The organism is Paracoccus sp. SJTW-4, assembly GCF_047716885.1.
GTDB classification, from domain to species: Bacteria; Pseudomonadota; Alphaproteobacteria; order Rhodobacterales; family Rhodobacteraceae; genus Paracoccus; species Paracoccus solventivorans.
This window is the reverse complement of sequence record NZ_CP136681.1, coordinates 2171489-2197735: the sequence shown is the minus strand read 5'-3', so window position 1 is coordinate 2197735 and position 26247 is coordinate 2171489. Positions and strand designations below refer to the sequence as shown.

26 protein-coding genes and 1 tRNA gene are annotated in these 26247 nt (G+C 69.6%); 14 read left to right on the top strand and 13 right to left on the bottom strand.

From position 1 onward, the window contains the following. The first annotated feature begins 32 nt into the window (after positions 1-32). The 6 genes from cbbX to RSP45_RS10710 all read left to right on the top strand — a co-directional run bounded on the left by cbbX (position 33) and on the right by RSP45_RS10710 (position 5107). A complete protein-coding gene (gene cbbX, locus RSP45_RS10735; protein ID WP_415394048.1) occupies positions 33-977 on the top strand; it encodes a CbbX protein in 945 nt (314 codons plus the stop codon). Further along, a complete protein-coding gene (rpe, locus tag RSP45_RS10730; RefSeq protein WP_415391945.1) occupies positions 967-1656 on the top strand; it encodes a ribulose-phosphate 3-epimerase in 690 nt (229 codons plus the stop codon). The genes cbbX and rpe overlap by 11 nt, the downstream gene beginning before the upstream one ends. Further along, positions 1653-2351: an HAD-IA family hydrolase gene (locus RSP45_RS10725; protein WP_415391944.1), complete on the top strand. Its 699-nt coding sequence runs from the start codon at positions 1653-1655 to the stop codon at positions 2349-2351. The genes rpe and RSP45_RS10725 overlap by 4 nt, the downstream gene beginning before the upstream one ends. Then, on the top strand, positions 2348-3022 hold the full coding sequence (gene gph, locus RSP45_RS10720) for a phosphoglycolate phosphatase (protein WP_415391943.1): 675 nt from the start codon (positions 2348-2350) through the stop codon (positions 3020-3022). Before RSP45_RS10725 ends, gph begins: the two co-directional genes overlap by 4 nt. Before the next feature lie 127 nt (positions 3023-3149). Then, positions 3150-4460, top strand: a complete 1311-nt coding sequence (locus RSP45_RS10715; RefSeq protein ID WP_415391942.1) for a histidine kinase — start codon at positions 3150-3152, stop codon at positions 4458-4460. Next, the gene (locus RSP45_RS10710; RefSeq protein WP_415391941.1) at positions 4457-5107 is read left to right on the top strand and encodes a response regulator transcription factor; all 651 of its coding nucleotides are present in this window, start codon (positions 4457-4459) and stop codon (positions 5105-5107) included. Before RSP45_RS10715 ends, RSP45_RS10710 begins: the two co-directional genes overlap by 4 nt. 3 nt (positions 5108-5110) lie before the next feature. Here RSP45_RS10710 and panC read toward each other — a convergent pair whose 3' ends face one another. Both panC and epmA read right to left on the bottom strand, forming a co-directional pair. Further along, entirely contained in the window at positions 5111-5947 is an 837-nt protein-coding gene (panC, locus tag RSP45_RS10705; protein ID WP_415394047.1) for a pantoate--beta-alanine ligase, read from the bottom strand. An 87-nt stretch (positions 5948-6034) separates the two neighbouring features. Then, positions 6035-7072: an EF-P lysine aminoacylase EpmA gene (gene epmA, locus RSP45_RS10700; protein WP_415391940.1), complete on the bottom strand. Its 1038-nt coding sequence runs from the start codon at positions 7070-7072 to the stop codon at positions 6035-6037. A 77-nt stretch (positions 7073-7149) separates the two neighbouring features. Between epmA and efp the strand changes: the two genes are divergently transcribed. Continuing rightward, on the top strand, positions 7150-7716 hold the full coding sequence (efp, locus tag RSP45_RS10695) for an elongation factor P (protein ID WP_415391939.1): 567 nt from the start codon (positions 7150-7152) through the stop codon (positions 7714-7716). A gap of 155 nt (positions 7717-7871) precedes the next feature. Here the strand turns inward: efp and selD are convergent, their stop codons facing one another. After that, complete coding sequence (gene selD / locus RSP45_RS10690; RefSeq protein WP_415391938.1) at positions 7872-8915, bottom strand: selenide, water dikinase SelD; 1044 nt, start codon at positions 8913-8915, stop codon at positions 7872-7874. Between the two features lie 200 nt (positions 8916-9115). Between selD and fdnG the strand changes: the two genes are divergently transcribed. The 7 genes from fdnG (at position 9116) to RSP45_RS10655 (ending at position 18280) form a co-directional block, all read left to right on the top strand. Beyond that, on the top strand, positions 9116-12193 hold the full coding sequence (fdnG, locus tag RSP45_RS10685) for a formate dehydrogenase-N subunit alpha (RefSeq protein WP_415391937.1): 3078 nt from the start codon (positions 9116-9118) through the stop codon (positions 12191-12193). Next, positions 12190-13191: a formate dehydrogenase subunit beta gene (gene fdxH, locus RSP45_RS10680; protein ID WP_415391936.1), complete on the top strand. Its 1002-nt coding sequence runs from the start codon at positions 12190-12192 to the stop codon at positions 13189-13191. The genes fdnG and fdxH overlap by 4 nt, the downstream gene beginning before the upstream one ends. Continuing rightward, entirely contained in the window at positions 13191-13877 is a 687-nt protein-coding gene (locus tag RSP45_RS10675; RefSeq protein WP_415391935.1) for a formate dehydrogenase subunit gamma, read from the top strand. The genes fdxH and RSP45_RS10675 overlap by 1 nt, the downstream gene beginning before the upstream one ends. A gap of 39 nt (positions 13878-13916) precedes the next feature. Continuing rightward, entirely contained in the window at positions 13917-14870 is a 954-nt protein-coding gene (fdhE, locus tag RSP45_RS10670; protein ID WP_415391934.1) for a formate dehydrogenase accessory protein FdhE, read from the top strand. Between the two features lie 10 nt (positions 14871-14880). After that, the gene (gene selA / locus RSP45_RS10665; RefSeq protein WP_415391933.1) at positions 14881-16263 is read left to right on the top strand and encodes an L-seryl-tRNA(Sec) selenium transferase; all 1383 of its coding nucleotides are present in this window, start codon (positions 14881-14883) and stop codon (positions 16261-16263) included. Beyond that, positions 16260-18176: a selenocysteine-specific translation elongation factor gene (selB, locus tag RSP45_RS10660; RefSeq protein ID WP_415391932.1), complete on the top strand. Its 1917-nt coding sequence runs from the start codon at positions 16260-16262 to the stop codon at positions 18174-18176. The genes selA and selB overlap by 4 nt, the downstream gene beginning before the upstream one ends. Positions 18177-18184: 8 nt before the next feature. Beyond that, positions 18185-18280: transfer RNA gene (locus RSP45_RS10655), tRNA-Sec, on the top strand. A gap of 70 nt (positions 18281-18350) precedes the next feature. Here the strand turns inward: RSP45_RS10655 and RSP45_RS10650 are convergent. From RSP45_RS10650 to RSP45_RS10605, 10 genes are all read right to left on the bottom strand, one after another. Continuing rightward, a complete protein-coding gene (locus RSP45_RS10650; protein WP_415391931.1) occupies positions 18351-19052 on the bottom strand; it encodes a hypothetical protein in 702 nt (233 codons plus the stop codon). A gap of 88 nt (positions 19053-19140) precedes the next feature. Beyond that, complete coding sequence (locus tag RSP45_RS10645; protein WP_415391930.1) at positions 19141-19722, bottom strand: hypothetical protein; 582 nt, start codon at positions 19720-19722, stop codon at positions 19141-19143. After that, entirely contained in the window at positions 19722-20534 is an 813-nt protein-coding gene (locus RSP45_RS10640; protein ID WP_415391929.1) for an ABC transporter permease, read from the bottom strand. The genes RSP45_RS10645 and RSP45_RS10640 overlap by 1 nt, the downstream gene beginning before the upstream one ends. Next, a complete protein-coding gene (locus RSP45_RS10635) occupies positions 20531-21256 on the bottom strand; it encodes an ABC transporter ATP-binding protein (RefSeq protein WP_415391928.1) in 726 nt (241 codons plus the stop codon). The genes RSP45_RS10640 and RSP45_RS10635 overlap by 4 nt, the downstream gene beginning before the upstream one ends. A 38-nt stretch (positions 21257-21294) precedes the next feature. Continuing rightward, positions 21295-21852, bottom strand: a complete 558-nt coding sequence (locus tag RSP45_RS10630; RefSeq protein ID WP_415391927.1) for a hypothetical protein — start codon at positions 21850-21852, stop codon at positions 21295-21297. 54 nt (positions 21853-21906) lie between these two features. Further along, entirely contained in the window at positions 21907-22869 is a 963-nt protein-coding gene (locus RSP45_RS10625) for a YVTN family beta-propeller repeat protein (protein ID WP_073065078.1), read from the bottom strand. Positions 22870-22875: 6 nt separating this feature from the next. Continuing rightward, positions 22876-24084 carry an ABC transporter substrate-binding protein gene (locus RSP45_RS10620; RefSeq protein ID WP_415391926.1) on the bottom strand — a complete coding sequence of 403 codons (1209 nt, stop codon included), beginning with the start codon at positions 24082-24084 and terminating at the stop codon, positions 22876-22878. A 162-nt stretch (positions 24085-24246) separates the two neighbouring features. Next, on the bottom strand, positions 24247-24792 hold the full coding sequence (locus RSP45_RS10615) for a rhodanese-like domain-containing protein (RefSeq protein ID WP_415391925.1): 546 nt from the start codon (positions 24790-24792) through the stop codon (positions 24247-24249). Next, complete coding sequence (locus tag RSP45_RS10610; protein ID WP_415394046.1) at positions 24789-25565, bottom strand: substrate-binding domain-containing protein; 777 nt, start codon at positions 25563-25565, stop codon at positions 24789-24791. The genes RSP45_RS10615 and RSP45_RS10610 overlap by 4 nt, the downstream gene beginning before the upstream one ends. A 40-nt stretch (positions 25566-25605) precedes the next feature. Next, entirely contained in the window at positions 25606-26142 is a 537-nt protein-coding gene (locus tag RSP45_RS10605; RefSeq protein ID WP_415391924.1) for a c-type cytochrome, methanol metabolism-related, read from the bottom strand. Between the last annotated feature and the right edge of the window lie 105 nt (positions 26143-26247).

Sequence of the window (26247 nt, the reverse complement as noted above, 5' to 3'; positions counted from 1 at the left end):
GCGCCCCCGGACCCCCGCGGGATATTTTCATGATGAAGATGGAGCCAGCGATGGACGAGGTAGCGCCTGTGAGCATCGACCTGCGGGCCGAGTATGAGGACTCGGGCGTGCGCGAGGTCCTGGACGAGCTGGACCGCGAGCTGATCGGGCTGGCCCCGGTCAAGAGCCGCATCCGCGAGACCGCAGCGCTGCTGCTGGTGGACCGGGCCCGCGCCCGGCTAGGGCTGAGCCACGACACCCCCACCCTGCACATGAGCTTCACCGGCAACCCCGGCACCGGCAAGACCACCGTCGCGCAGAAGATGGCCGGGCTGCTGCACCGGCTGGGCTATGTGCGCAAGGGCCATCTGGTCAGCGTCACCCGCGACGATCTGGTGGGGCAGTACATCGGCCACACCGCCCCCAAGACCAAGGAGGTTCTGAAAAAGGCCATGGGCGGCGTCCTGTTCATCGACGAGGCCTATTACCTCTACAAGCCCGACAACGAACGCGATTACGGGCAAGAGGCGATCGAGATCCTGCTGCAAGTGATGGAAAACAACCGCGACGATCTGGTGGTGATCATGGCGGGCTATGCCGATCGCATGGACCGGTTTTTCTCCGCCAACCCGGGGTTCCGCTCGCGCATCGCCCATCACATCGATTTTCCCGACTATACCGACGACGAACTGGGCCGCATCGCCGGCGCCATGCTGGACGCGCAGGGCTATCGGCTGGACGCGGGCGCGCAGGCGGCGATGGCGGAATATGTCACCCTGCGCCGGGCGCAGCCGCATTTCGCCAATGCGCGGTCGATCCGCAATGCGCTGGACCGGGCGCGGCTGCGGCAGGCGAACCGGCTGTTCACGCAGGATCGGCCCGTGACGGCGGACGATCTGTGCATTATCACTGCCCCCGACCTCAGGGCGAGCCGGGTGTTTTCCGGCGGGCTCGACCCCGACTCTGGCCGCAGCAAGGACGATGCCCATGGACTTTGACCGCTCGATCAAGATCGCCCCCTCGATCCTCTCGGCCGATTTCGCCGATTTCGGCCGCGAGATCCGCGCGGTCGAGGATCAGGGCGCCGACTGGGTGCATGTGGACGTGATGGACGGGCATTTCGTGCCGAACATCACCTTTGGCCCGCCCGCGGTGGCCGCATTCCGCAAGCATGTGCGCACGGTGATGGACGTGCATCTGATGATCGCGCCGGTGGATCCCTATATCGACGCCTTCGCCAAGGCCGGCGCCGACATCATCACCGCCCATGTCGAGGCCGGGCCCCATATCCACCGCACCCTGCAGGCTATCCGCGGCGCGGGCGCCCGCGCGGGCGTGGCGCTGAACCCCGGCACCCCGGCGGAATCGGTCGAACATCTGCTGGATCTGGCCGATCTGGTCTGCGTGATGACGGTGAACCCGGGGTTCGGCGGGCAGAAGTTCATCGACATGACCGACAAGGTGCGCCGCCTGCGCGCGATGATCGGCGACCGCCCCGTGCATATCGAGATCGACGGCGGCGTCGATCCGGCCACCGCGCCGGCTCTGGCGCGGGCGGGGGCGGATGTGCTGGTCGCCGGCTCGGCGGTGTTCCGGGGCGGCTCGGTGTCGAACAGCGCGCCCTATGGCGAGAACATCGCCGCGATCAGGGCGGCGGCCGAAGGCGCGCTAGGATGACGCTGCGGGCGATCATCTTCGACGTGGACGGCACGCTGGCCGAGACCGAAGAGCTGCATCGCCGCGCCTTCAACGACTGCTTTGCCGCGCAGGGGCTGGGCTGGCACTGGGACCAGCACCGCTATCGCGAGCTGCTGCGCGTCACCGGCGGCAAGGAACGCATTGCCCGCGACCTGGCCGACCGCGACCTCGACCCCGCCGCCCATGACATCCCCGCGCTGCACCGCGCCAAGACCGAGCGTTATACCGCGCTGATGGCGGGCGGAGAGATCGCGCTGCGCCCGGGGATCGCGGCGCTGATCGCCTCGGCCCGGGCGGCAGGGCTGCGTCTGGCCATCGCCACCACCACCAGCCGCCCGAATATCGACGCGCTGATCCGCGCCACCATGGGGCGCGACGCCTCCGAGGTGTTCGACGTGATCGCCGCGAGCGACGAGGTGGCGGCAAAGAAACCCGCCCCCGACGTGTATCTGCTGGCGCTACGGCGGCTGGGCCTGCCCGCCGCCCACGCCGTGGCGCTGGAGGATTCGCTGAACGGGCTGCTCTCGGCCCGGGCCGCAGGGCTGCGCTGCGTCGTGTCTCCCGCCACCTATACGCGGGGCGATGCCTTCCCGGACGACTACCCGCTGGTGGCGGATTTCACCGATATCTCCACGCCCGCGGCGCTGGAAATGCTGCTGAGGGAACCGGCATGATCCTGATTTTCGACCTGGACGGCACGCTGATCGACAGCGCCCCCGACATCCACCAGACCTCGAACGAGGTGCTGGCGGCCGAGGGGCTGGCACCGCTGGACCTGCCCACGGTGCGCAGCTTCATCGGCCGCGGCGTGCCGCATCTGGTCGAGCGGCTGCTGGGCGCGCATGGCATCGCGGACCCCGTGCGCACCGCGCGGCTGATCGCCGCCTTTGGGGCGCGTTACGAGGATGCGGTGGCGCTGACCCGCCCCTATGACGGTGTGGCCAAGGCGCTGGCGGCGCTGGCGGCACAGGGGCATGTGCTGGGCATCTGCACCAACAAGCCGGTGGCCCCGGCGCGGGCGGTGCTGCGGCATCTGGGGCTGCTGGACCATTTCGCCGCGATCATCGGCGGCGACAGCGCCCCCCAGCGCAAGCCCGATCCGGAACCCCTGCATCTGGCGATCGCAGCCTGCGGTGGCGGGCCCGCGCTTTACATCGGCGACAGCGAGGTCGACGCTACCTGCGCCGCCGCCGCCGGGGTAGCGCTGATCCTGCACACCGAAGGCTATCGCAAGACCGCCCCCGAGGCGCTGCCGCATGTGGCGCTGTTTGCCGATTTCGCGGAACTGCCCGGGATCGTGGCCGAGCTTGCGGCCCATCATGCGGGGCAGAAGGCGCTGGCCTGACGCGGGCGCCCCTGCTGCCGCGCGGGCCTGTCACCCATGGCTTGCGGCGGGTTCGCCGTGCCCTCCTCGCCCGCCCTGTTGCCGCCCCCTGTTGCCGCCGCCGCCCCCTGCGTGGCACAGTCCCGCCATGTCGCTGACCGCTCGAATCGTAGTGCTGGTTCTGGCCGTGCAGCTGGCGCTGGTCGCGGCGCTGGGGCTGCTCTTGGCCGCCAATGCGCGCGAGGCGGTAGCGGCCGAGGTCGCGGCCTCGATGCGCTCGGCGCGCGAGCTGGTGCTGACCACGGTCGCGGCGCTGATCGACACCGTCCCGGGCGAGCAACTGCCCGCGACGCTGGCCGAGCGGGTGATCGAGCCGCGCCACGCCCGCATCCTGATCTATGACGCCGCCAGCGGGCGGATGGCCTCGCCCCGCAACGCCACGCCGCGGCCCGAGCCGGCGCCCGAGTGGTTCACCCGCCTGCTGGCGCCGCGGGTCCAGTCCACGCAGCTGCAGGTGGTGGAAAACCACACGATCCGCGGGCTGGCGATGATCTCGGGCGATCCGGCGGCGGAAATCGCCAAGGTCTGGGACGATGCGCGCACGCTTTCCGGGCTGCTGGCGCTGGCCGGGCTGGCGCAGCTGGCGCTGATCTGGGCGATCCTGCGCGCCGGGCTGCGGCCGCTGTCCCGGGTCTCAACGGTGCTGGACCGGCTGGCGGGGGGCGATCTGTCGGCGCGGGCGGGGCGGATGCGCACCCCCGACCTGGCGCCTCTGGCCGCCGATGTGGACCGGCTGGCGCAGGCCCTGGCGGATGCGCAGGCCGACCGCGCGCGGCTGTCGCGGCAGGTGGTCGGGCGCGGCGATCAGGAACGTGCCGCCATCGCCCGCGACCTGCATGATGAATACGGTCCCTGCCTGTTCGCGCTGCGGGTCGAGGCCGGGGCGATCCGCGATGCCGCCCCCGACGCCGCCATCCGCGACCATGCCGAAAACATCCTGACCATCGCCGACCAGATCCGGCAGGTGAACAGCGCGCTGCTGTCCGGGCTGCGGCCGATGGCGCTGGGGCAGCTGCCGCTGGCCACGGTGCTGGCGGACCTGTTCGACGAGCTCGCCCAGCGGCACGAAAGCATCCGCTGGACGCTAACCCTGCCCCCCGAACTGCCCGAGCCGGACGAGGCCACCGCCCTGACCATCTACCGCATCCTGCAAGAGGGCACGACCAACGCCCTGCGCCACGCCGGCGCCACGCGCATCAGCGCCGCCGTGGACCACAGCCCGCAGGGCTGGACCGTGCGCCTGTCCGACGACGGCCTTGGCCTGCGCGGCGCGGCCGAGGGCAACGGCCTGTCGGGGATGCGCGAACGCGTGGGCCTGCTGGGCGGCAGTTTCGACGTGCAGGAGGGGGCACGAGGTGTCACACTCTGCGCGAGATTGCCGGACCAGACCGACCCATGACCAACACCGCCCCCGACCCCGCCCCCCAACCCGCCCGCACCGCCATGGTGGTGGACGACCACCCGATCACCCATCTGGGCTGCGGGCGGCTGCTGGCCGATCTGGGATATGGGCGCGTGCTCAAGGCCATGTCGGGGGACGAGGCGCTGGCGCTGCTGGACCAGCATCAGCCGCAGGTGGTGGTGCTGGACATCTCGCTGCCCGGCACCGGCGGGCTGGCGCTGATCGCGCCGATCCTGGAACGCTCGCCCGACAGCGCGATCCTGATGTTTTCCATGAACGACCAGCCCGGTTTCGCCGCCCGTGCGCTGGCCGAGGGCGCGCATGGCTTCCTGTCCAAGAACGCCCCGCCCGAAGAGTTCGGCACCGCCATCCGCGCGCTTGAGGCGGGCGAGTTCTACCTGCCCCCCCGCATGGCCCTGGCCCTGGCGACGCGGCAGGCAGGTTCCGACCGTTCCGCCGCGCTGACCGCGCGCGAGGACGAGGTCCTGACCCTGATCGGCAAGGGTCTGGCGCTGCAGCAGGTCGCCGACCGGCTGGGGGTCAGCTACAAGACCGTCGCCAACGCCGCCTCGACGCTGAAGCGCAAGCTGGGGGTGTCGAACATGACCGGGCTGATCCGCCACGCGGTCGAACGCGAGCGGTAGAGCCTAGACCGCGATATTGTCGATCAGCCGCACCGGCCCCAGCCAGGCCGCGGCCAGCAGCCGCGCGGGCCGGTTCAGCCGGTCCAGCGGCACCAGCGTTTCGGGATCGCGCAGGTCCAGGTATTCGACCTGCCGGAACCCGGCGGCGGTGATCTGGTCCCTTGCCTGCGCCAGCACCTGCGCCGCATCCTCGCCCGCGCGCAACCGCAGCGCCGCCGCCGCCATGGCGCGATGCAGCCCCGGCGCGATGGCGCGGTCCTCGGCCGACAGCCGGGCATTGCGTGAGGACAGCGCCAGCCCGTCATCCTCGCGCAGGGTCGGGCAGCCGCTGATTGTTGTGGGAATGTTCAGGTCGGCCACCATGCGGCGCACGATCTGCAGCTGCTGCCAGTCCTTTTCGCCAAAGAACGCCCGGTCGGCGCCGGTCATCAGCAGCAGCTTGGCCACCACCGTCGCCACCCCGTCGAAATGCCCGGGCCGGAAATCGCCGCACATGCCGCGGGAAAGCCCCTCGACCCGGACCGAGGTGGCGAAACCCTGGGGATAGACCTCGTCCACCGGCGGCATGAACAGCAGATCGACGCCCCGCGGGCCAAGGATGGCGCGGTCGCTGTCCTCGTGGCGGGGGTAGTTGGCCAGATCCTCGGCATTGTCGAACTGCCGCGGGTTCACGAACAGGGTGACGATCACCCGGTCGCAGGCAGCGCGCGCCGCCTCGACCAGCGACAGATGCCCCGCGTGCAGCGCGCCCATCGTCGGCACCACCGCCACGGTCTCGCCCCGGCCCCGCCAGCCGGCGACATGGCCGCGCAAATCCGCGACGCTGCGCGCCACCTGCATTTCACCCATGATCGCCCCCTTTGCCCCGCAGACGCGGGTGACAGGCCACAGCGGCGCGAAAAACGCAACGGAAAATCCCGCGGCCGGTCAGGGGACCGGGGTCCACATCACGTCCTCGATCCGCGGCGCGGCGGTGGCCAGCATCACCAGCCGGTCGAAGCCCAGCGCGATGCCGCTGGAGGGCGGCATGATCGCCAGCGCCGCCAGCAGATCCTCGTCCAGCGGATAAGTCTCGCCGTAGACGCGGGATTTCTCGGCCATCTCGGCCTCGAACCGGCGGCGCTGCTCGGCGGGGTCGGTCAGCTCGCCAAAGCCGTTGGCGAGTTCCACCCCGCAGGCGTAAAGCTCGAACCGCTCGGCCACGCGCGGGTCGTCGGGGGCGCGGCGGGCCAGCGCGGCCTCGGGGGCGGGATAGCGGTCGAGGATGGTGGCGCGGCCGTGGCCCAGATGCGGCTCGACATGGGTGACGAGGATGCGCGACAGGATGTCGGACCAGCCGTCATCCGCCGCCACCCGCAAACCCGCGGCGCGCGCCTGCCGGGCCAGCCCGTCGCGGTCGGTCGCGCCATCCACGCCCACCGTGGCCAGCAGGTCGACCCCGGCATGGCGCTGGAACGCCTCGGCCACCGACAGCCGTTCCGGGGCGGCGAATGGATCGCAGGAGTGGTCGCGAAACCGCAGTTCCGACGCGCCGGAGGCCGTCGCGGCCAGCGCCAGCAGCGCGGCGCAGTCCTCCATCAGCGCCTCATACCCCTCGCCCACCCGATACCATTCCAGCATGGTGAACTCGGGGCTGTGCAGGGGGCCGCGCTCACGGTTGCGCCAGACGTGGGCAAAGGCGGCAATGCGGGTCTCACCCGCGGCCAGCAGCTTTTTCATCGCGAATTCGGGGCTGGTGTGCAGATACAGCCGCCGCGCCTGCCCGTCGTTGCCGATGGCGTCGGTGGCGAAGGCGTGCAGATGCGCCTCGTTCCCCGGGCTGGCGGCCAAGGCGGCGGGGTCGACCTCGGTGAAGCCCTCGGCCTCCAGCCAGCCGCGGAAGGCGCGCTGGATGCGCCCGCGCGCCGCCAGCAGCGGGCGCCGATCTGCGTGGCGGGCCGGGTCCCACCAGGGTGTTTCCGTCATCTCTGGAGATTTCCGCTGAACTGCGCTAAGGAACGCGGCAATAATTCCCACATTCTCAGATCGCAAGAAAGACGCCAGTGAAAGTCATCGCATCGAGCCTGCGCAAGGGCAACGTCGTCGAGCTGGACGGCAAGCTGTATGTCGTGCTGACCGCCCAGAACTTCCACCCCGGCAAGGGCACCCCGGTGACCCAGGTCGACATGCGCCGCATTTCCGACGGCACCAAGGTCAGCGAGCGCTGGCGCACCACCGAACAGGTCGAGCGCGCCCATGTCGACGAACGCGCCTATGACTATCTGTACGAGGACGGCGAGGGTTTCCACTTCATGGAACCGGAAACCTACGAACAGGTCGTCGCGCCCGCCGAGATGATCGGCGACCAGAAAGCCTATCTGCAGGAAGGGATGCGGGTATACCTGCAGGTGTTCGAGGGCGCGCCGATCGCCATGGAACTGCCGCAGAAGATCACCGTCGAGGTGGTCGAGACCGAGCCGGTGGTCAAGGGCCAGACCGCCTCGTCGTCCTACAAGCCGGCGGTGGTGGACAACGGGCTGCGGGTGATGGTGCCGTCCCATATCGGTGCGGGCACCCGCATCGTGATCAACACCGAGGACAATTCCTACGTGGAACGCGCCAAGGACTGACGCGTCCACCCTGGCGGCGCCGGCCTCGCTGCGCCGTGGCTTGGGTATTTGGACCAGAAAGAAGACATTGGCGAAAAGCCCCGAGGCCGTGATTCCGGCCTCGGGGCTTCTTTCTGGTTCAAATACCCATGCGGCCGCGCCGTCGGGCGGACTGTTCAGACGACGGCGATCCCCTGCCCTTCCTCCACGCGGCCGACGATGGCGGACAGCGGATAACCCGCGTCGTGCAGGCGGCGCAGCCAGCCCTCGGCGGCCTCGGGGGCGACAGCGACCAGCAGCCCGCCCGAGGTCTGCGGATCGCAGAGCAGCGCGCGCTGCCAGTCGGGGCAGGTCTCGGGCAGCGTCACCTCGGCACCATAGGCGGCCCAGTTGCGGGTCGAGGCGCCGGTGATGTGGCCGGCCTGCGCCAGTTCCTCGGCGCGCGCCAGCAGCGGCAGGGCGGCGCGCTCGATCACCACCCGCACGTCCGAGCCGCGGGCCATTTCCAGCCCGTGCCCGAGGATGCCAAAGCCGGTGACATCGGTGATGGCATGGACCGCCGGGTCCTCGGCCAGTTCCGGGCCGATGCGGTTCAAGAGCGTGGTCGAGGCGATCATTTCCGCGATCCCCGCCTCGTCCAGCGCAGATTTCTTGATCGCCGCGGAATAGATGCCGACCCCCAGCCCCTTGGTCAGGATCAGCACGTCGCCCGGCCGCGCATCGGCGTTGCGGCGCAGTTTCGCGGGATCGACCAGCCCGATCACCGCCAGCCCGTAGATCGGTTCGGGGGAATCGATGGAATGGCCGCCCGCGACCGGAATCCCGGCCTCGGCGCAGATGGCGCGGCCGCCTTCGAGGATCTCGCGGATCATCTCGGCGGGCAGCTTGTCGATCGGCATCCCCAGGATCGCCAGCGCCATGATCGGACGCCCGCCCATCGCGTAGATGTCGGAAATCGCGTTGGTCGCCGCGATGCGGCCGAAGGCGTGGGGGTCGTCCACCATCGGCATGAAGAAATCGGTGGTCGCGATCACTGCGGTCTTGTCGTCCACCTGCCAGACCGCGGCGTCGTCCGAGGTCTCGGTCCCGACCAGCAGCTGCGGGAACATCTGCCCGACCGGCTGCCCGGCCAGCAACTCGCGCAGCACCGCCGGGGCCAGCTTGCAGCCGCAGCCGCCGCCGTGGGACAGCTGGGACAGTCGGATCTCGGGGGCGGTCATGGCAGGGTCTCCGTTGCAGTCCCCCGGATATCGCGGCGGCAACGGCGCAGAGTCAAGAACCGGGCCCGACGGTGTCCGGGCCGCGCAACTCCCGTAAAGCGATATTTCCCCGTTGCAATATCGCGCTATCGTTGACTTGTAGGCGATTCCGCCTGACACTGATCCCACCTATCTTCGTTTGACAGGCACAGGAGGATCGAATGAACATCGACCTCTCACGCCGCGGCTTCCTGAAGCTTGCGGGTGCGGGAGTCGCGGCGACATCGCTGGGGGCCATGGGCTTTGGCGGTGCAGAGGCAGCGGAACTGGCGCATGTGCGCGCCTTCAAGCTGACCCAGACGACCGAGACCCGCAACACCTGCCCCTATTGCTCCGTCGCCTGCGGCGTCATCATCTATGGCCGCGCCGACGAGGCGGGCAAGCGTCGCGTGGTCCATATCGAGGGCGACGCCGACCATCCGGTGAACCGCGGCACGCTGTGCCCCAAGGGCTCGGCGCTGAAGGATTTCGTCAACGCCGAGACGCGGCTGACCGAGCCGATGATCCGCCGCGCCGGTTCCGACCGTTTCGAGCCGATTTCCTGGGACGAGGCGCTGGACAAGATCGCCCGCGCGCTCAAGGACGACCGCGACGCCAACCTGCTGGCCGCCAACGAGGCCGGGGTGCCGGTCAACCGCTGGTCCACCGCCGGTTTCCTGGCCGCGTCGGCCACCACCAATGAAACGGCCTGGCTGACCTACAAGGTGGTCCGGTCGATGGGTATTGTAGGTTTCGACAACCAGGCGCGCGTCTGACACGGCCCCACGGTGTCCAGTTTGGGCCCGACATTTGGCCGTGGAGCGATGACCAACTCCTGGACCGACATCAAGAATACCGACCTCGTGATCGTCATGGGCGGCAATGCTGCCGAAGCGCACCCGTGCGGATTCAAATGGGTGACCGAGGCGAAACACCATCGCGGCGCCAAGCTGATCGTCGTGGACCCCAGGTTCACGCGCACGGCCAGCGTGTCCGATTACTATGCCCCGATCCGCCCCGGCACCGACATCACCTTCCTGATGGGGATGATCCGGTGGATGATCGAGAACGACAAGGTGCAATGGTCCTACGTCAAGGCCTTCACCAACGCCTCGTTCCTGGTCAAGGAAGAGTTCGGCTGGTCCGACGGGCTGTTCACCGGCTATGACGAGGAAAAGCGCGACTACGACCGGTCGAGCTGGGAATACCAGCTGGGCGAGGATGGCTTTGCGCTGACCGACCCGACGCTGCAGCATCCGCGCTGCGTCTGGAACCTGCTGAAAGCGCATGTCGACGCCTATACGCCCGAGATGGTCGAGCGGGTCTGCGGCACGCCGAAGGAACGTTTCCTGAAGATCGCCGAGATGATCGGGGAATGTTCGTCGCCGACCAAGACCATGACCTCGATGTATGCGCTGGGGTGGACGCAGCACTCCAAGGGCTCGCAGAACATCCGCGGCATGGCGATGCTGCAGCTGATCCTGGGCAATATCGGGGTTCCCGGCGGGGGCATGAACGCGCTGCGCGGGCATTCCAACATCCAGGGGCTGACCGACATCGGGCTGATGTCGAACCTGATCCCGGGCTATCTGAACATCCCGACGGAAAAGGAACCCGACTGGGAAACCTACATGAAGTCGCGGCAGTTCAAGCCGCTGCTTCCCGGCCAGACCAGCTATTGGCAGAACTACTCCAAGTTCATGGTTTCGTTCCAGAAATCCATGTGGGGTGACGCGGCCACGGCGGAAAACAACTGGGCGTATGACTATCTGCCCAAGCTGGACGTGCCCGCCTATGACATGCTGCGCATGTTCGAGCTGATGGATCAGGGCAAGGTGAACCTGTATTTCTGTCAGGGCTTCAACCCGCTGCTGGCGCTGTCCAACCGCGGCAAGAACACCTCGGCGCTGTCCAAGCTCAAGCTGCTGGTGGTCATGGACCCGCTGCAGACCGAGACCGCGCGGTTCTGGGAAAACCACGGCGCCTTCAACGACGTGGACCCTTCCGCGATCCAGACCGAGGTGATCGAGCTGCCGACCTCGTGCTTTGCCGAGGACGAGGGCGCGCTGGTCAACTCGGGCCGCTGGCTGCAGTGGCACTGGGCGGCGGCCGAGCCGCCGGGCCAGGCGAAGCACGACACCTGGATCATGGCGCAGATCTTCCTGCGGGTGCGCGAGCTTTACGCGGCCGAGGGGGGCGCCTTCCCCGACCCGATCCTGAACCTGACCTGGCCCTATGCCGATCCCTCGACGCCGATGCCCGACGAGCTGGCGCGCGAGATGAACGGCACCGCGCTGGCGGACGTGACCGACCCCGCCGACCCGACCAAGGTGCTGACCGCGGCCGGCAAGCAGGTGAAGTCCTTTGCCGAGCTGCGCGACGACGGCTCGACCGCCTGCGGCTGCTGGATCTATTCCGGCTGCTTCAACGAGGACGGCAACAATATGGCGCGGCGGGACAACTCCGACCCCTCGGGGCTGGGCGTCCATTCCAACTGGGCGTGGAGCTGGCCGCTGAACCGGCGCACGCTCTACAACCGCGCCTCGGCCGATCTCGACGGCAAGCCGTGGGATCCCGAACGGGCGCTGCTCAGCTGGAACGGCGAACGCTGGGAAGGCTTCGATGTCCCCGACATCGCGCCCACCGCCAAGCCGGGCGAGGTGATGCCGTTCATCATGAACCCCGAAGGCGTGTCGCGCCTGTTCAGCCGGGGCATGATGCGCGACGGGCCGTTCCCCACGCATATGGAGCCGTTCGAATCCCCGGTGCAGAACGTCTTCAACGACCGGATGCGCGGGAACCCGGTGGCGCGGATGTTCGAAAGCGATGCGGCGACGCTGGGCACCTCGGACGAGTTCCCCTTTGTCGCCACCAGCTATCGCCTGACCGAGCATTTCCACTACTGGACCAAGCACAACAAGGTGAACGCGGCGATGCAGCCCGAGTTCTTCGTCGAGATCAGCGAAGAGCTGGCCGCCGAAAAGGGCATCCAGCGCGGCGGCAAGGTGCGGGTCTGGTCCAAGCGTGGCGAGGTCTGGGCCAAGGCCGTGGTGACCAAGCGGATCAAGCCGCTGACCTGCGACGGCAAGACCGTCCATGTCGTCGGCATCCCGCTGCACTGGGGCTTTGTCGGGGCGGCGAAAAAGGGCTGGGGGCCGAACAGCCTGACGCCCGCCGTCGGTGACGCCAATATCGAGACGCCAGAGTTCAAGGCGTTCCTGGTCAACATCGAACCTGCAACAGGGGAGGCTTTGGCATGACGATGGCTCCCGATCTCGACAGCCCCCGCACCGCGGTGGCGAACCCGCCGGTGCAGCCGATGGAAAGCAACCTCGGCCAGGGGGACGTGGTGCGTTCCTCGGCCGGGGGGCCGGTCGCGGAAAATCCCCGCGAGCTGACCGATGTGGCCAAGCTGATCGACGTCAGCAAATGCATCGGCTGCAAGGCGTGCCAGACCGCCTGCGTGGAATGGAACGACACGCATCCGGAAATCGGGATCAACGTGGGGATCTATGAAAATCCCCTCGACCTGACCCCGGAAATGTACACGCTGATGCGGTTCACCGAATACGACAACCCGGACACCGGCGACTTTGAGTGGCTGATCCGCAAGGACGGCTGCATGCATTGCGTCGATCCGGGTTGTCTCAAGGCCTGCCCGGCGCCCGGCGCCATCGTGCAGTATTCCAACGGCATCGTTGATTTCATCAGCGAGAACTGCATCGGCTGCGGCTACTGCATCTCGGGCTGTCCCTTCGACATCCCGCGGCTGAGCCCGACCCAGCATGTCGTCAAGAAATGCACGCTGTGTTCGGACCGGGTGGCGGTGGGGCAGGGTCCGGCCTGCGCCAAGGCCTGCCCGACCCAGGCGATCACCTTCGGCACCAAGGACGACATGACCGCCCTTGCCGCCGAACGGATCGAGGACCTGAAGTCGCGCGGCTACGACAATGCCGGGCTTTACGACCCGCAGGGCGTCGGCGGCACCCATGTGATGTATGTGCTGCATCACGCGGACAAGCCCTCGCTTTACGCGGGCCTGCCCGACGATCCCAAGATCTCGGACGTGGTCGAGGGGTGGAAGGGTCCGACCAAGCCGGTCGGCATCGCCGCCGTGGGGCTTGCCGCCGTCGGCGCCGCCGCGATGGCGCTGTTCACCCGCAGCCGCGTGACCCCGCAGGACGAGGCCGAGGCCACCGAGCTGGTGCAGGAAGAGCTGCGCGGCTCCGGCCAGCCTGACGACAGGGGGACCGTGTGATGACGCAGCGTGAATATTCGGAAAGCACCGACCGCATCGTCCAGACCCAGCCGGTGGTGGTGAAGCGCTACATCACCTTCACCCGGGTCAACCACTGGTTCACCGCGCTGTGCTTCATCGTGCTGATGCTGTCTGGGTTCGCACTGTTCCACCCGGCGCTGTTCGGGCTGACCGCCCTGTTCGGCGGTGGGCAGAATGCGCGCTGGCTGCATCCCTTCGTCGGCGTCGCGCTGTCGATCAGCTTTCTGGGGATGTTCCTGCAACTGGCGCATCTGAACATCCTGCGGCGCGAGGATCTGGTCTGGACCCGGCACATCGGCGACGTGGTGTCTGGGAACGAGGAACGCCTGCCGGAACTGGGCAAGTACAACTTTGGCCAGAAGCTGGTGTTCTGGGGGATGTTCTGGCTGATCCTGGTGCTGCTGATTTCCGGGGTTGCGATGTGGATCCAGTATTTCCCGGATCTGGTGTCGATCGAAACCCGGCGCATCGCGATCCTGGTGCACTCGATCGCAGCGGTGCTGATCGTGCTGGTGTTCATCCTGCACATCTTCGCCGCCTTCTGGACGCAGGGCACCATCAGCGCCATGACCCGCGGCACGGTGACCGGCGGCTGGTCCTGGCGCCACCACCGGAAATGGCTGCGGGAACTGGCTAGACGGCAGCGGACGAAGCCGGCAGAGTAGCCCTGTCCCGTGGCCGGTCCGGCCCAGATAGGAGCGATGATGCCCGATACGAGCCAACCCCAGCCCGACATGATCGGCGGCGTCCCCACGCCGCCGCTCGCCATTCTGCCCAGGCCCTCGCGGCTGTTTTCCCGGCGCGCCGAGCGCTTCGCCCATCTGGCCGCGGCCTCGGCCAATCTTGCCCCCTATCTGGAGTTTCTGGCCGCGCTGTGCCGGGTGCAGGCGCGGCTGGCCGACGATCTGCCCGCCCTCGCCGCGCCCGATGCGGACCGCGTGGCGCTGGCGCGCGCCAGCCGGATGCCGCCGCTGGACCGGCAGGCGCTGGTGGATGATCCCGCCACCCTCGCGGCGCTGGATGCGCTGATCGCGGCCGCGGGCGCGATCGAGATGCCGGCACAGGCACGGCTGGCGCTGGACGCGCTGCGCGCCGCCACGTCCGAGGACCGGCGCTGGCTGCTGTCGAACATCATGGACGACGTGATCCCCTCGGACAGCGCCGCGCCGCATCTGTTCGTGGCCGCGGCGGTTCAGGTCCACATGGCGCAGCTTGCCGCCTTGCTTGACGCCGACCAGCTGGTCGCGATCCGCACCGGGGTCTGCCCCGCCTGCGGCGGCAAGCCGGCCAGCTCGCTCATCACCGGGGTGATGGGGGCCGAGGGCACGCGCTATGCCGCCTGCGGCTGCTGCCAGACCCTGTGGAACGAGGTGCGGGTGAAATGCCTGTCCTGCGGCTCGACCAAGGGGATTTCCTTCCAGTCGGTCGAGGACGGCGAGGCCGCCGGCGACGCGGACAAGAGCGCGCAGGACATGGGCGCTCAGGTCAAGGCCGAGTGCTGCGACGAATGCGGCGCCTGGGTCAAGCAGCTGGCCCAAAGCCGCAACCCGGCGCTGGACCCGATCGCCGACGACGTGGCGAGCCTTGGGCTGGACGCGCTGATGCAGGGCGGCAAGTGGCGCCGGGCCGGGTTCGACCCGTTCCTGATCGGCTACTGACGGTTATCCGATGGACGGGTTGCGCGCCCTGCCCTCGGTCGACCGGCTGCTGTCGCTGCCGCAGGCCGCCGGGCTGATCGACCGCCACGGCCGCCGCGCCGCCACCGACGCAATGCGCGCGGCGCTGGAGGATGCGCGGGCAGAGCTGCGCGGCTCGGGCGGTGCGGCACCTGACGGCGCCGCGATTGCGTCCCGCGCCGCCGCCGCGCTGGACGAAGCCGCCCAAAGCGCGCTGCGCCCGGTGCTGAACCTGACCGGCACCGTCCTGCACACCAACCTGGGCCGCGCCCTGCTGGCCGAGGCCGCCGTCGAGGCGGCATCCGCCGCCATGCGCGCCCCCGCGGCGCTGGAATACGACCTTGCCAGCGGCCGGCGCGGCGAACGCGACGCGCTGGTCGCACCGCTGATCTGCGAGCTGACCGGGGCCGAGGCCGCCACCGTCGTCAACAACAACGCCGCCGCGGTGCTGCTGGTGCTGAACACCTTGGCCGAGGGGCGCGAGGCCATCGTCTCGCGCGGCGAGCTGGTCGAGATCGGCGGCGCCTTCCGCATCCCCGACGTGATGCGCCGCGCCGGCGTGCGGCTGGTCGAGGTCGGCACCACCAACCGCACCCACCCCCGCGATTATCGCGACGCCGTCACCCCGGACACCGGGCTGCTGATGAAGGTGCATCCCTCGAACTATCGCATCGACGGCTTCACCGCCGCGGTCCCTGCGCCGCAGGTCGCGGCGATGGCGCGGGACGCGGGGGTGGCGATGCTGAACGACCTCGGCTCCGGGACGCTGGTCGACCTGACCCGCTGGGGGCTGCCGGCGGAACCCACCGTGCGGCAGGCGGTGGCCGAGGGCGCGGATATCGTGACGTTTTCCGGCGACAAGCTGCTGGGCGGGCCGCAGGCGGGCTTTATCGTCGGCCGCGCCGATCTGATCGCGCGGATCAACCGCAATCCGCTGAAACGCGCGCTGCGGCTGGACAAGATCCGACTGGCGGCGATCGAGGCGACGCTGCGGCTTTACCGCGACCCCGACCGTCTGGCCAAGCGCCTGCCGACACTGCGGATGCTGTCGCGCCCGCAGGCCGAGATCGCGGCGCAGGCGCAGCGGCTGCTGGCGCCGGTGGCGGCGATGCTGCCGGAATACCGTGTCCGCGTGGTGGATTGCACCAGCCAGATCGGATCGGGCGCGCTGCCGGTCGAGGCGCTGCCCTCGGCCGCGCTGGCCTTCAGCGGCGGCGGCGGCGACGCGCCGGAACGGCTGGCGGCGCGGCTGCGCGCCCTGCCCCTGCCGGTGATCGGGCGCATCAGCGACGGCGCGCTGCTGCTGGACCTGCGCTGTCTGGCCGACGACGGCGCGCTGCTGGGGGCGATTTCGGCACTGGCGGCGGCGCGATGATCGTCGGCACCGCGGGACATATCGACCACGGCAAGACCGCCCTGGTCCGGGCGCTGACCGGCACCGACGCCGACCGGCTGGCCGAGGAAAAGACCCGCGGCATCACCATCGAGCTGGGCTTTGCCTATGCCGATCTGGGGGACGGCGGCGTCACCGGCTTTGTCGACGTGCCGGGGCATGAACGTTTCGTCCACACCATGCTGGCGGGCGCGGGCGGCATCGACCTGGCGCTGCTGGTGGTGGCGGCCGACGACGGGGTGATGCCGCAGACGCGCGAGCATCTGGCGATCCTGGACCTGCTGGGCGTCCATCGCGGCATCGTGGCGCTGAGCAAGGCAGATCTGGCCGACGACGAACGGCGCGCGGACGTGACGGCGCAAATTGCCGCCACGCTGGCGGGCACCGGGCTGGCGGGGGCGCCGGTGCTGCCGGTGTCCTCGGTCACCGGCGAGGGGATCGAGTCGCTGCGGCTGGCGCTGGCGCAGGCGGCGGCCGCGACCGCGGCAAGGGCGCTCGACCGCCGCTTCCGGCTCAGCGTGGATCGCAGCTTTGCGCTGAAGGGCAGCGGCACGGTGGTGACCGGGACGGTGCTGTCGGGGCAGGTCTCGGTCGGCGACACCATCACCGTTTCGCCCCGCGGGCTGGCGGCGCGGGTGCGCGCGATCCATGCGCAGAACCGGCCGGTGCAGACCGGCATCGCCGGCCAGCGCTGCGCCCTGAACCTGGCCGGCGACGGGGTGGCGCGCGACGCCATCCACCGCGGCGACATGGTGCTGGACCCGGCGCTGCACGCGCCCAGCGACCGCATCGATGCCACGCTGCGGGTGCTGGGGTCCGAGCCGCATCCGATCGGCACCTGGTTTCCCGCGCGGCTGCACAGCGGCGCGGCCGAGGTCGGCGCCCGCATCGTGCCGCTGGCCGAGGCGCTGATGCCGGGGGCCGAGGGGCTGGTGCAGCTGGTGCTGGACGCGCCGCTCGCGGCCTCGGTCGGGGACCGCTATATCCTGCGGGACGTCTCGGCCCGGCGCACCATCGGCGGGGGCGTGTTCCTTGACCTGCGCGCCCCCGCACGCCGCCGCCGCACGCCGGAACGGATGCTGCAACTCGACGCCGCGACGCAGCCAGAGCCCGAACAGGCGCTGCGGGGGATGCTGGCGGCACCGCCGTTCCTGGCCGACCTGGATGCCTTCATCCGCGACCGCGCGCTGGGGCCCGAGGCCGCGGCGCGGCTGGCGGCTGCGGCGGTGGTGCTTCAATCCGGCGCCACCCGGGTGGCGCTGTCGGCGGCGACCCATCGCGGGCTGGTCGCGGGAATGCTGGACGCGCTGGCGCGGTTCCACGAGGACGCACCCGAGATGCAGGGGCCGGGCCGCGAAAAGCTGCGACTGGGGCTGACCCCGCGCCTGCCGAAAGAGGCGTTTGCCGCGCTGCTGGCCCAACGCATCGCGGCGGGCGAGATCGTGGCCGAGGGCGCCTTTCTGCGCCTGCCCGGCCATATCGTGCGCCTGTCCGAGGACGACGAGGCGCTTTATGCCCGCATCCTGCCGGAACTGTCGGGCGAGCTGCGGTTTCGCCCGCCGCGGGTGCGCGACATGGCCACCGCCTGGGACATCCCCGAAGAGGACGTGCGCCGGGTGCTGCGCATGGCGGCGCGGCAGGGGCGCGTGGACCAGATCCGCCGCGACCATTTCTACCTGCGCGCCACCACCGCCGAGATGGTGGGCATCATCGCCACAGTTCAGGAGGCGGCGCCGGACGGCTGGGTGACCGCCGCCGCCTTTCGCGACCGGATAGAGACCGGGCGCAAGCTGGCCATCGAGATCCTCGATTTCTATGATAGGCAGGCAGTGACCTTGCGCCGCGGCGATCTGCGGCGCATCAATCCGCATCGGGCCGATCTTTACGGCAGCTGACGGGTTACGGAGGAGAATCGTCCCCGGTGGGGCGGCCGGACTTCAAATCCGGTTGGGGCAGCGCGCCTGTCCCGGGTGGGTTCGACTCCCATTCTCCTCCGCCAGTTTGGGCGAGGCGGGGGCGCTGCCCCCGCGCCCCCCGGGGTATTTTCACCAGAAAGAAGCAGGCAGCGCCTAGCCCTCGAGATCCAGCCCGCGCGAGGTCGGAGGCTGCCAGGTGCGCGATTCCGGCACCGCGCCCGAGGGGTTGGTGCCGATGGTCGAGCCGCCGACGCCGCCGGTCCAGCCCGAAGACCCGGCGCTGCCCGGCGAGGTTCCGTCGCCCGCGCCCTCTTGCCCGGCCTGCTGGTCGGGCGGGGTCGCGGCGGTGGCCACGCTGTCGGGGTCGGCCGCATCCGCCGCGCCGCCGGTTTCCAGCGACTGCGACGAGGGAGGCTCGGGCGCATCGCCGGTGGTGGCCGCAGGGGCGGGGGCGGCGCTGGCGCGCGCAGCCTCGGGCGAGGTGGTGGCCTGTTCGGGTTCGGTCGGCACCCCATCGACGGTGGGGGTCGGCTGGGGTTCCGGCTCGGCCACCGGGGCCGCGGCCGGGGTCGGAGCGGGGGCGCTGTAGTCAGGGGGCACGGCGCGGGCGGCGATGGGCGCCGGGATCAGCGGATCGTCGACCGGCACCGGGGTGAAGCTTGGGGGCTGCGATGCCGGGGTTTCGGGCGTGGCGGCCGGTGTTGTGGCCGCGGCGGGGGCCGGGACCGTGGTATCGCCGGCGGCCGGGGGCGTTGTCGCCTGCGCGTCAGGCAGGGGCGCCGCGGTCTGCGCCAGCGCCGGGCCGGCGGCAAGCAGGGCGGTCAGCAGAAGGATCGGGGCGTGTCGCTGGGTCATCTTTCCGGCTTCCATCTGGCGGGGGTTGCGTCAGGCAACCAACCCGCCGCCGGCGGCAGCGGTTCCCCCTTTTCCGGGTGCGCGCCCGTCAGGGCAGCTGCGCGGCGATGGCACGGCCCAGCGCGAACAGCCGCTGTTCCAGAAGCACCGGCGATTCGCAGACATAGGTCAGGCTGTGCTGGCGGTCGGTGAACACCCGCATGTCGATGTCGAGCGCGCGTTCCTCGGCGTCGATCGCGTCGAAATCGGGGGGATCGGCGGCCTCGAGCTCGGCCATGCGGCGGCGGCGTGTCTCGACCTGCTCGGCCAGCGCCACCTGCGCGTGGCCATAGCGCGAGATTCCCTGGATGATCGTGGCGCGCTGCGTGTCGATCCGGCGGAACACCGCCTGCATCAGCAGCGCCAGCCCCTCGGCGTCGGTGGTGGCGGCGAAAGCCGCAATCTCGGCCTCGGCCTCGTCCAGGGTCATGCGGCGCTGGACCAGCCGCTCGGCCAGCGCGGCGGTTTCCGGGGAGATCGCCGCGCCTTCCGGCGGGGTCGGGCCGGTCCAGGCCTGCCCCAGCGACAGCCGCGGTTGCAGGCGCTGGATGCAGGGCCAATCCGCCGTGGGCGTGGCCGCCTGTGCCGCGACCGGCACCAGCAGCGCCGCTGCCAGAACAAGATAGCGCATCATCCCCCCTTTCGCCGGATCCCCAGCCCTCGGCCCGGGTCGTACATCAGCACCGCACCCCCGAAGAACAGCACCAGGCAGCCCAGCACCACCCCAAGGGACAGCCAGCTCACCTGAAGGTAAAGGGCAAAGCGGATCAACTCGACCGAATGGGTGAAGGGGTTCATCGCGCAGATGTCGTGCAGCAGCACCGAGGATTCCCGCATCCGCCACAGCGGGTAAAGCGCCGACGAGGCGAAGAACATCGGGAAGATCACGAAGTTCATCACCCCCGCAAAGTTTTCCAGCTGCCGGATCGCCGAGGACAGGAACAGCCCCATCGCCCCCAGCATCAGCCCCGACAGCAGCAGCGCCGGCAGCACCGCCAGAAAGCCGGCCAGCGGCGGATGGATGCCCCAGAACCACGCGATCAGCAGGAAGGTATAGACCTGGATGATCGAGACGATCACCCCCGCCACCAGCTTGGACGCCAGCAGGAACCAGCGCGGATAGGGGCTGACCAGCAGGGTCCGCATCGCCCCAGTTTCGCGGTCATAGACCATCGACAGCGACGACTGCATCCCGTTGAACAGCTGGATCATCGCGCACAGGCCGGGGGTGACGTAGACCTCGTACAGCACATAGGTCTGATAGGGCGCGGTGATCGACAGCCCCAGCACGGCGCGGAAACCGGCGGCAAAGATGAACAGCCAGACCAGCGGCCGCACCAGCGCCGCCAGAAAGCGGCCGCGCTGGTTGACGAAGCGCAGCGTCTCGCGCCGCGAGATGCCGGCGAAGGCGACCCACCAGCCGGCCATGCCCCCGGCGCTCATGCCGGCACCCCGGTCAGTTCAAGAAAGGCGCGGGTCAGGTCGCCGTCGGGCGCGGCCTGGGCTGCAAGCCCGGCGAACAGCACCCGGCCGCGATGCAGGATCACCAGCCGGTCCGAGGGCTCGATCTCGTCCAGGATATGGGTGGCCCACAGCGCCGAGACCCCCTGTTCCGCGATCAGCCGCCGGGTCAGGGAAAGCACCTCGGCCCGGGATTTCACGTCCAGCCCCACGGTGGCCTCGTCCAGCAGCAGCAGCTCGGGGCGGTGGATCAGGGCGCGGGAAATCTCGGCCCGGCGCACCTGCCCGCCCGACAGCGCCGAGACCTTGGCGCCCGCCTTGTCGGCCAGATCGACCTGGGCCAGCACCTCGGCCACCCGGGCGCGGGCTTTGCTGCGGGGAATGCCGTGCAGGGCGGCGTGATACATCAGGTTCTGCTGCACGGTCAGGTCGGCATCCAGCGCCCGGGACTGGAACACCACCCCCAGCCGCCGCAGCGCCGGGCCGGGGTCGCGGCGCAGGTCATGGCCCGCGACCTCGATCACGCCCGAGCGGTTGGCGTAAAGCCGCGTGATCAGGTTGAACAGCGTGGTCTTGCCCGCCCCGTTCACGCCCAAAAGCGCGGTGAAGCTGCCGCGGGGCACGGTCAGCGACACGTCGTCCAGCGCGCGAAAGGCGCCGAAACTGTGGCTGACATTCTGGACGGAAAGCGCGGGCGTGGTCATGGGGGCAGTGAGGGGGCGGAACCCCGCCCCGTCAAGCCTCAGCGGATGTTGAACACCGCCTGCTGGGATTCGCCGCTCGATCCCGGGATCGACAGCGTGTAGCGGCCCGGCATGATGGCGATGAAGCTGATCTCGGCCTCGCCCGCGTCGTCGAACTCGATCGAGTGCACGCCCAGCGGCCGGATCTCGATGTCGTTGATGACCACCTCGTTGATCCAGACCGCGCGGAAGAAATCGCCGCCCGACAGCGCCAGTTCCTGGGTGCCGTCCGAGACGATCTTGACCCGGTAGAACCCGCCAGATTGCAGGGAATATTCGGCCTCGGCCACCGGCTTGCCCGAGGACAGCGTCATCGGCGCCAGATCCTCGCGGTTCGAGCGGGCCATGATCCCCGAGGGGCCGAAGTCGTGGTGCTGGACCGTGCTGGCCGCGGCCGCCGGGGCATCGTCGTCGTCGTCATCATCCTCGCCGGCCGCATCCGCGGCGGGGGCGGCCTGGGCGGCGGCATTATCCGCGGGCGCGTCCGTCGCGGTCTGGGCCTGCGCCGGCGCCCCGATCAGCGCCGCCAGCATCGCGGCGATCAACAGCCTGGTCATGTCTCTCTCCCTTTTCTCTTGCGTGTTCCGGGTCGGTCCGGCGGTGGCCGGGCCTTATTGGGGGGCGACGACGACGCCCCAGGGCTGCTGCCCGACGGGGATCGACTTCAGCGCGGTATTGGTGGCCACGTCGATCACGGTGACGTCGTTCGAGTTGCCGTTGGTGGTATAGAGATGCTTCTGGTCGGGGGTGAAGGCCAGCTGCCAGACCCGCTGCCCGACCAGGATGTAATCCGTCACCTCGAGCGTTTCGCCGTCGATCACCGCCACGCGGTTCGCCGGGCCCAGCGCCACGAACACCTTTTTGCCGTCGGCGGTCACCCGCACCCCCACCGGCTGGATCGCCTCGGGCAGGACGCCGGGGATGTCGAAGTCGATCACCTTGGTGATCTCCTGCGTGGCGGGGTCGATCACGGTGACGGTGCCGCCGATCTCGGCGCTGACGAACAGCTTGCTGCCGTCGTCGCTGAACTGGGCAAAGCGCGGGCGGCTGTCCACCAGCACGTTGGCGGTGATCTGGAAGGTCTCGGCGTCGATGAAATGCGCCATGTTGGTGGTTTCCGAGGTGTTGATCACCACCTTGCCGTCGGGGCTGACCCCCATCCCCTCGGGCTCCACCCCGACCGGGATCTCGGCCAGCATCTTGTGGGTCTGGGTGTCGACCACGGTGACCAGATTGTCATCCTCGTTGGCGATGTAGAGGGGATTGCCCGAGGGGTGCAGCACGAACAGCTCGGGGTCGGGGCCGGACGGCAGGGTGTGCAGCTCCTGCATGGTCTCGGGGTCGAAGACCCGGACCAGATCGTCGTCCGAGGCGCAGACATACAGTTCCTTGCCGTCGGGGCTGATGGTGATGCCGCGCGGGCGGTTGCCGACCGGATAGGTCCCCAGCACCTCGAAGGTGTCGCCGTCGATCACCGTGACGTCGTTGCCCTTTTCGTTGGACACATAGACCTTGGCGGCCAGCGCAGGCGTGGCGGCGGTGGTCAGCAACAGGATGGCGAGTGCGTGTTTCATCGTCCCTCAGAACTTGCAGGCGCTTTCGGGGCGGTCGATGCCCAGCGTATCCAGCGCGGTGACTTGGTGCAGATACTGGTCCTGCGGGCTGACGCTGGTGGTCACCAGCCCGGTGGTCAGCAGGATCGGCTGGCGCAGCTGGTGGTCCCAGTCGCGCAGCGTCAGCTTTTGTCCCTTGAAGCCCGCCACCTGGAAATCCTCGGACAGCATGAATTGCTTCAGCGTGTCGGGGTCGGCGGATCTGGTCTGGGTGGCGGCCTCGCCCACCATCCGCAGCGCGACCCAGGCCTGGTAATCCTCTTCGCGGATCGGGCGCACGTTCAGCTTTTCGAAGCGGTTCTGGAACTGGGTGGCGCCCCAGGCTTCGAGCGCCGGGTGCCAGCTGCGCGGCACCAGCCCGGCCGAGCCCGCCACCAGCCGCGCGTCCCAGGTGTGATAGGGCATCCAGTCGGCAAACACCCCGTGTTCGTCGGCGGTGACCATGATGTCGTAATCGGGGGCGCGCTGGGTGAACACCGGCAGCTGCTGCTGGACCTGCACATGGCCCGAATCGGTGCGGCGGGCGCCGCCGGTATCCTCGAACACCCGCTCTTCGACGATCTGGGCGCCAAACTTGGCGGCGGCGCGGCGATAGGCGTCGGCCAGGGCGATATCCTCGGGGTGGCTGCCGTGGACCAGAAGCCAGCGCGGCCAGCGTTTCCACATCAGGAACTGCGCCAGCCCGTCGGCCAGCATGGCGTGGCTGGGGGCGGTGTGGATGAGATTGGCGCGGCAGTCCGCCCCGCGCAGCGCATCGCCCCGCGCGGCGGCGTTGAAGATCAGCGCCCGGTCGCCGGCCTGGTCGGCCAGCGCCAGCGTCGTCGCCTCGTCGGCCAGCAGCACGACGAAGCGGATGTCCTGCCCGAGGATGGCGTCCAGCTCGGCCGAGGCGGTTTCCGGGGTGGCTGTGACCTCGACCGCTTCGAAATCCTGGCCCATGAAGCGGCCGGTGGTGTCGTTGTCCTCGATCGCCAGCCGCGCGCCGGCAAAGCCCAGATCCTCGGGCGCGACCTCGAGCCGAGAGATCGGCGGCAGCGCCGGCTTGTCCACCCGCAGCACCGCGGCGCGGACCAGCTGCGGCGCCTCGGCGCCCGGGGCGGCGGGGGCCTGTGCGGCGGCGGGCAGCGCCCCGGCAGCCAGGCACGACACCAGCGAAACTGTGACGATCGAGCGCATCGGGTCCTCCTCCGCCGATCAGTGTCGGGGGCCGCAACCCTTTGTGCAAGCCGCGAAAATTTCCCCGCGGAATGCCGGTTTTGCCTGCCACCTTTGGGCTATGGGGGCGGTGGGGCCGGGATATTTGAGGCAAGATGAAAGAAGATCGGCGCCGCGCCGGTGTCAATGGGCGGCCGCGTCCAGCTGCGGGGTGGCGGGTTCCAGCTTGCGTCCGGCCTGCTGCCAGGCGTCGGTGCCGCCGGGGAACCAGCCGACGCGTGAATGGCCGCGCAGGATGGCACGGCGGGCGGCGTTCCAGCTCATCCAGCAGTCGGCCTTGCAGAAGAACACCAGCGGCGCGCTGCGATCGCCACCGGTCAGCCGGTCCAGCGCGGCGTAGAAGGCCGATTCGAGCCGCGGCGCCAGCCGGTCATAGCCGGTGTCGGGCAGCCAGACCGCGCCGGGGATGGTCTCGTGCCCGGGGGCGCGCCACAGGGTGCCCGCGGGCAGCCCCTCGGGGCGGCGGATCTGCGGCAGCACGTCGATCAGCACCGCGCCCTCGGCCTGCCAGCGCGCGGTGGCCGCGGCGTCGAGCACGCTGCCGCCGATCAGCCGGTCCGGCACCGGGGCGTTATAGGGCGCGCCGCGGAACCCCGGCGGCTCGGCCGGCGCGTCGGCATGGGTGGGGGCGGCGGCCAGCAGCAGGGCCAGCGCCGCCCGCCGGATCATTCCTTCAGCGCCTTGCCGTAATCGTCGACCAGCGGCACGCCCGCGTCGTGCAGGATGGCGTCGATATCGTCCTGGTTGCGGCGGATGAAGCTGTTCAGCTGCCGCTTCCATTCCTGGTCGCTGGGCCGCACCCCCATGGTGATGCGATAGTAAAGCCGCGGCCCGCCCTCTTCCTTGAGCAGCGGGGTGAATTGCAGCTGGGGGTCATCCTTGATCAGCGGCCCGGCCAGCGGACCCCACAGCACCGCCGCGTCCAGCGTGCCGTCGCGGATGCCCTGCAGCATGTCGCCGACCGGGTTTTCCACCCGGCGGTCCACGAACAGGTCCCAGCCGCGCATGTCCTTGGCCAGCCCCGCCCGCGCCATATGCGTCGCCGGCGGCGTCCCCGCCACCACGCCAAGGTTGCGGCCCCTCAGCGCGGGGTCGGTCAGGTGATCCACCGCCGCCAGATCGCCGTCCCTGCGGGTCACGATCCCATAGACCGAGGTGTAGTAATGGTTGGTGTTCTGCACCAGCTCGTCGCCCTGGGCATAGCCGATCATCACGTCGCAATTGCCGTCGAGCAGCGTCTTGCGCACGAAGCCCATGCCCTGCGGGAACCAGAAATACTGCAGGGGCAGCTCCAGCCGCTGGGCCAGCAGCTCGGCGATGCGGTTCTCGAACCCCGAGCCGTCCTGCGCCGACAGCGGCAGCGCCGCGGGGTCCGAACACACCCGCAGCGCCGAGGTCGAGCGCAGGTCGGCGACCTGCGCCCCCGCCCCGGTGGCGATCATCGTGGCCGCGGCGGCCAGCAGGGCTGCCAGCGGGCGCAACTCAGCCCTCCATGCAGGAGGCTTCCTGCGCGGCGAATTCATCGGACTTGGCCTCTTTCTCGGCCGGGCGGCCGCGCGGGATGGCGCCGGTGCCGCGGGCCAGCAGATACACATAGATGTCGTCGATATAGCACCAGGCGTTGCGATTGGTGCCGAAGGCCGGCATCACCAGATTCGCCGCGGTGTTGACGTCCTGCTTGCCCGAGGCCGCGATCTCCATGAACTCCCAGTAATCCATCCTCTTGGTCACGCTGTCCTTGAGCGCAGGGGCGTAGGTCGAGCCCTCGCCGTCCGGCCCGTGGCAGACGTGGCATTCCGAATGGTAACGACGGTATCCCGAAAACGTCGCGTAATCCACCACGCCGTTCTCGACCTTGAAGGTCGGCAGCCCTTCGGCGTTGTACCAGCGCCCGTTTTCCATGTGGTCGGGTTCCAGGTCCAGTTCGATCCCCTGCGCCGCCACTCCGGTCGCCGCTGCGACCGCCAGGCCCAGCGCCAGGACGCCGCCGACGGTCCGCATGGTGTTTGCTCCGATCATCTTGCCTCTCTCTCCCCATAAGGCTGGTCTGCAGGACAGCTTCGCCCCGAGGTTACCCCCGGGGCGGCTGTCGTATAGTCACACCTTGGTCGTGTTTCGGCCGGT

Coding starts and splice junctions, on each gene's coding strand:
- cbbX (WP_415394048.1), top strand. CDS start 33: ATGAAGATGGAGCCAGCGATGGACGAGGTAGCGCCTGTGAGCATCGAC.
- rpe (WP_415391945.1), top strand. CDS start 967: ATGGACTTTGACCGCTCGATCAAGATCGCCCCCTCGATCCTCTCGGCC.
- RSP45_RS10725 (WP_415391944.1), top strand. CDS start 1,653: ATGACGCTGCGGGCGATCATCTTCGACGTGGACGGCACGCTGGCCGAG.
- gph (WP_415391943.1), top strand. CDS start 2,348: ATGATCCTGATTTTCGACCTGGACGGCACGCTGATCGACAGCGCCCCC.
- RSP45_RS10715 (WP_415391942.1), top strand. CDS start 3,150: ATGTCGCTGACCGCTCGAATCGTAGTGCTGGTTCTGGCCGTGCAGCTG.
- RSP45_RS10710 (WP_415391941.1), top strand. CDS start 4,457: ATGACCAACACCGCCCCCGACCCCGCCCCCCAACCCGCCCGCACCGCC.
- panC (WP_415394047.1), bottom strand. CDS start 5,947: ATGCAGGTGGCGCGCAGCGTCGCGGATTTGCGCGGCCATGTCGCCGGC.
- epmA (WP_415391940.1), bottom strand. CDS start 7,072: ATGACGGAAACACCCTGGTGGGACCCGGCCCGCCACGCAGATCGGCGC.
- selD (WP_415391938.1), bottom strand. CDS start 8,915: ATGACCGCCCCCGAGATCCGACTGTCCCAGCTGTCCCACGGCGGCGGC.
- fdxH (WP_415391936.1), top strand. CDS start 12,190: ATGACGATGGCTCCCGATCTCGACAGCCCCCGCACCGCGGTGGCGAAC.
- RSP45_RS10675 (WP_415391935.1), top strand. CDS start 13,191: ATGACGCAGCGTGAATATTCGGAAAGCACCGACCGCATCGTCCAGACC.
- fdhE (WP_415391934.1), top strand. CDS start 13,917: ATGCCCGATACGAGCCAACCCCAGCCCGACATGATCGGCGGCGTCCCC.
- selA (WP_415391933.1), top strand. CDS start 14,881: ATGGACGGGTTGCGCGCCCTGCCCTCGGTCGACCGGCTGCTGTCGCTG.
- selB (WP_415391932.1), top strand. CDS start 16,260: ATGATCGTCGGCACCGCGGGACATATCGACCACGGCAAGACCGCCCTG.
- RSP45_RS10650 (WP_415391931.1), bottom strand. CDS start 19,052: ATGACCCAGCGACACGCCCCGATCCTTCTGCTGACCGCCCTGCTTGCC.
- RSP45_RS10645 (WP_415391930.1), bottom strand. CDS start 19,722: ATGCGCTATCTTGTTCTGGCAGCGGCGCTGCTGGTGCCGGTCGCGGCA.
- RSP45_RS10640 (WP_415391929.1), bottom strand. CDS start 20,534: ATGAGCGCCGGGGGCATGGCCGGCTGGTGGGTCGCCTTCGCCGGCATC.
- RSP45_RS10635 (WP_415391928.1), bottom strand. CDS start 21,256: ATGACCACGCCCGCGCTTTCCGTCCAGAATGTCAGCCACAGTTTCGGC.
- RSP45_RS10630 (WP_415391927.1), bottom strand. CDS start 21,852: ATGACCAGGCTGTTGATCGCCGCGATGCTGGCGGCGCTGATCGGGGCG.
- RSP45_RS10625 (WP_073065078.1), bottom strand. CDS start 22,869: ATGAAACACGCACTCGCCATCCTGTTGCTGACCACCGCCGCCACGCCT.
- RSP45_RS10620 (WP_415391926.1), bottom strand. CDS start 24,084: ATGCGCTCGATCGTCACAGTTTCGCTGGTGTCGTGCCTGGCTGCCGGG.
- RSP45_RS10615 (WP_415391925.1), bottom strand. CDS start 24,792: ATGATCCGGCGGGCGGCGCTGGCCCTGCTGCTGGCCGCCGCCCCCACC.
- RSP45_RS10610 (WP_415394046.1), bottom strand. CDS start 25,565: ATGATCGCCACCGGGGCGGGGGCGCAGGTCGCCGACCTGCGCTCGACC.
- RSP45_RS10605 (WP_415391924.1), bottom strand. CDS start 26,142: ATGATCGGAGCAAACACCATGCGGACCGTCGGCGGCGTCCTGGCGCTG.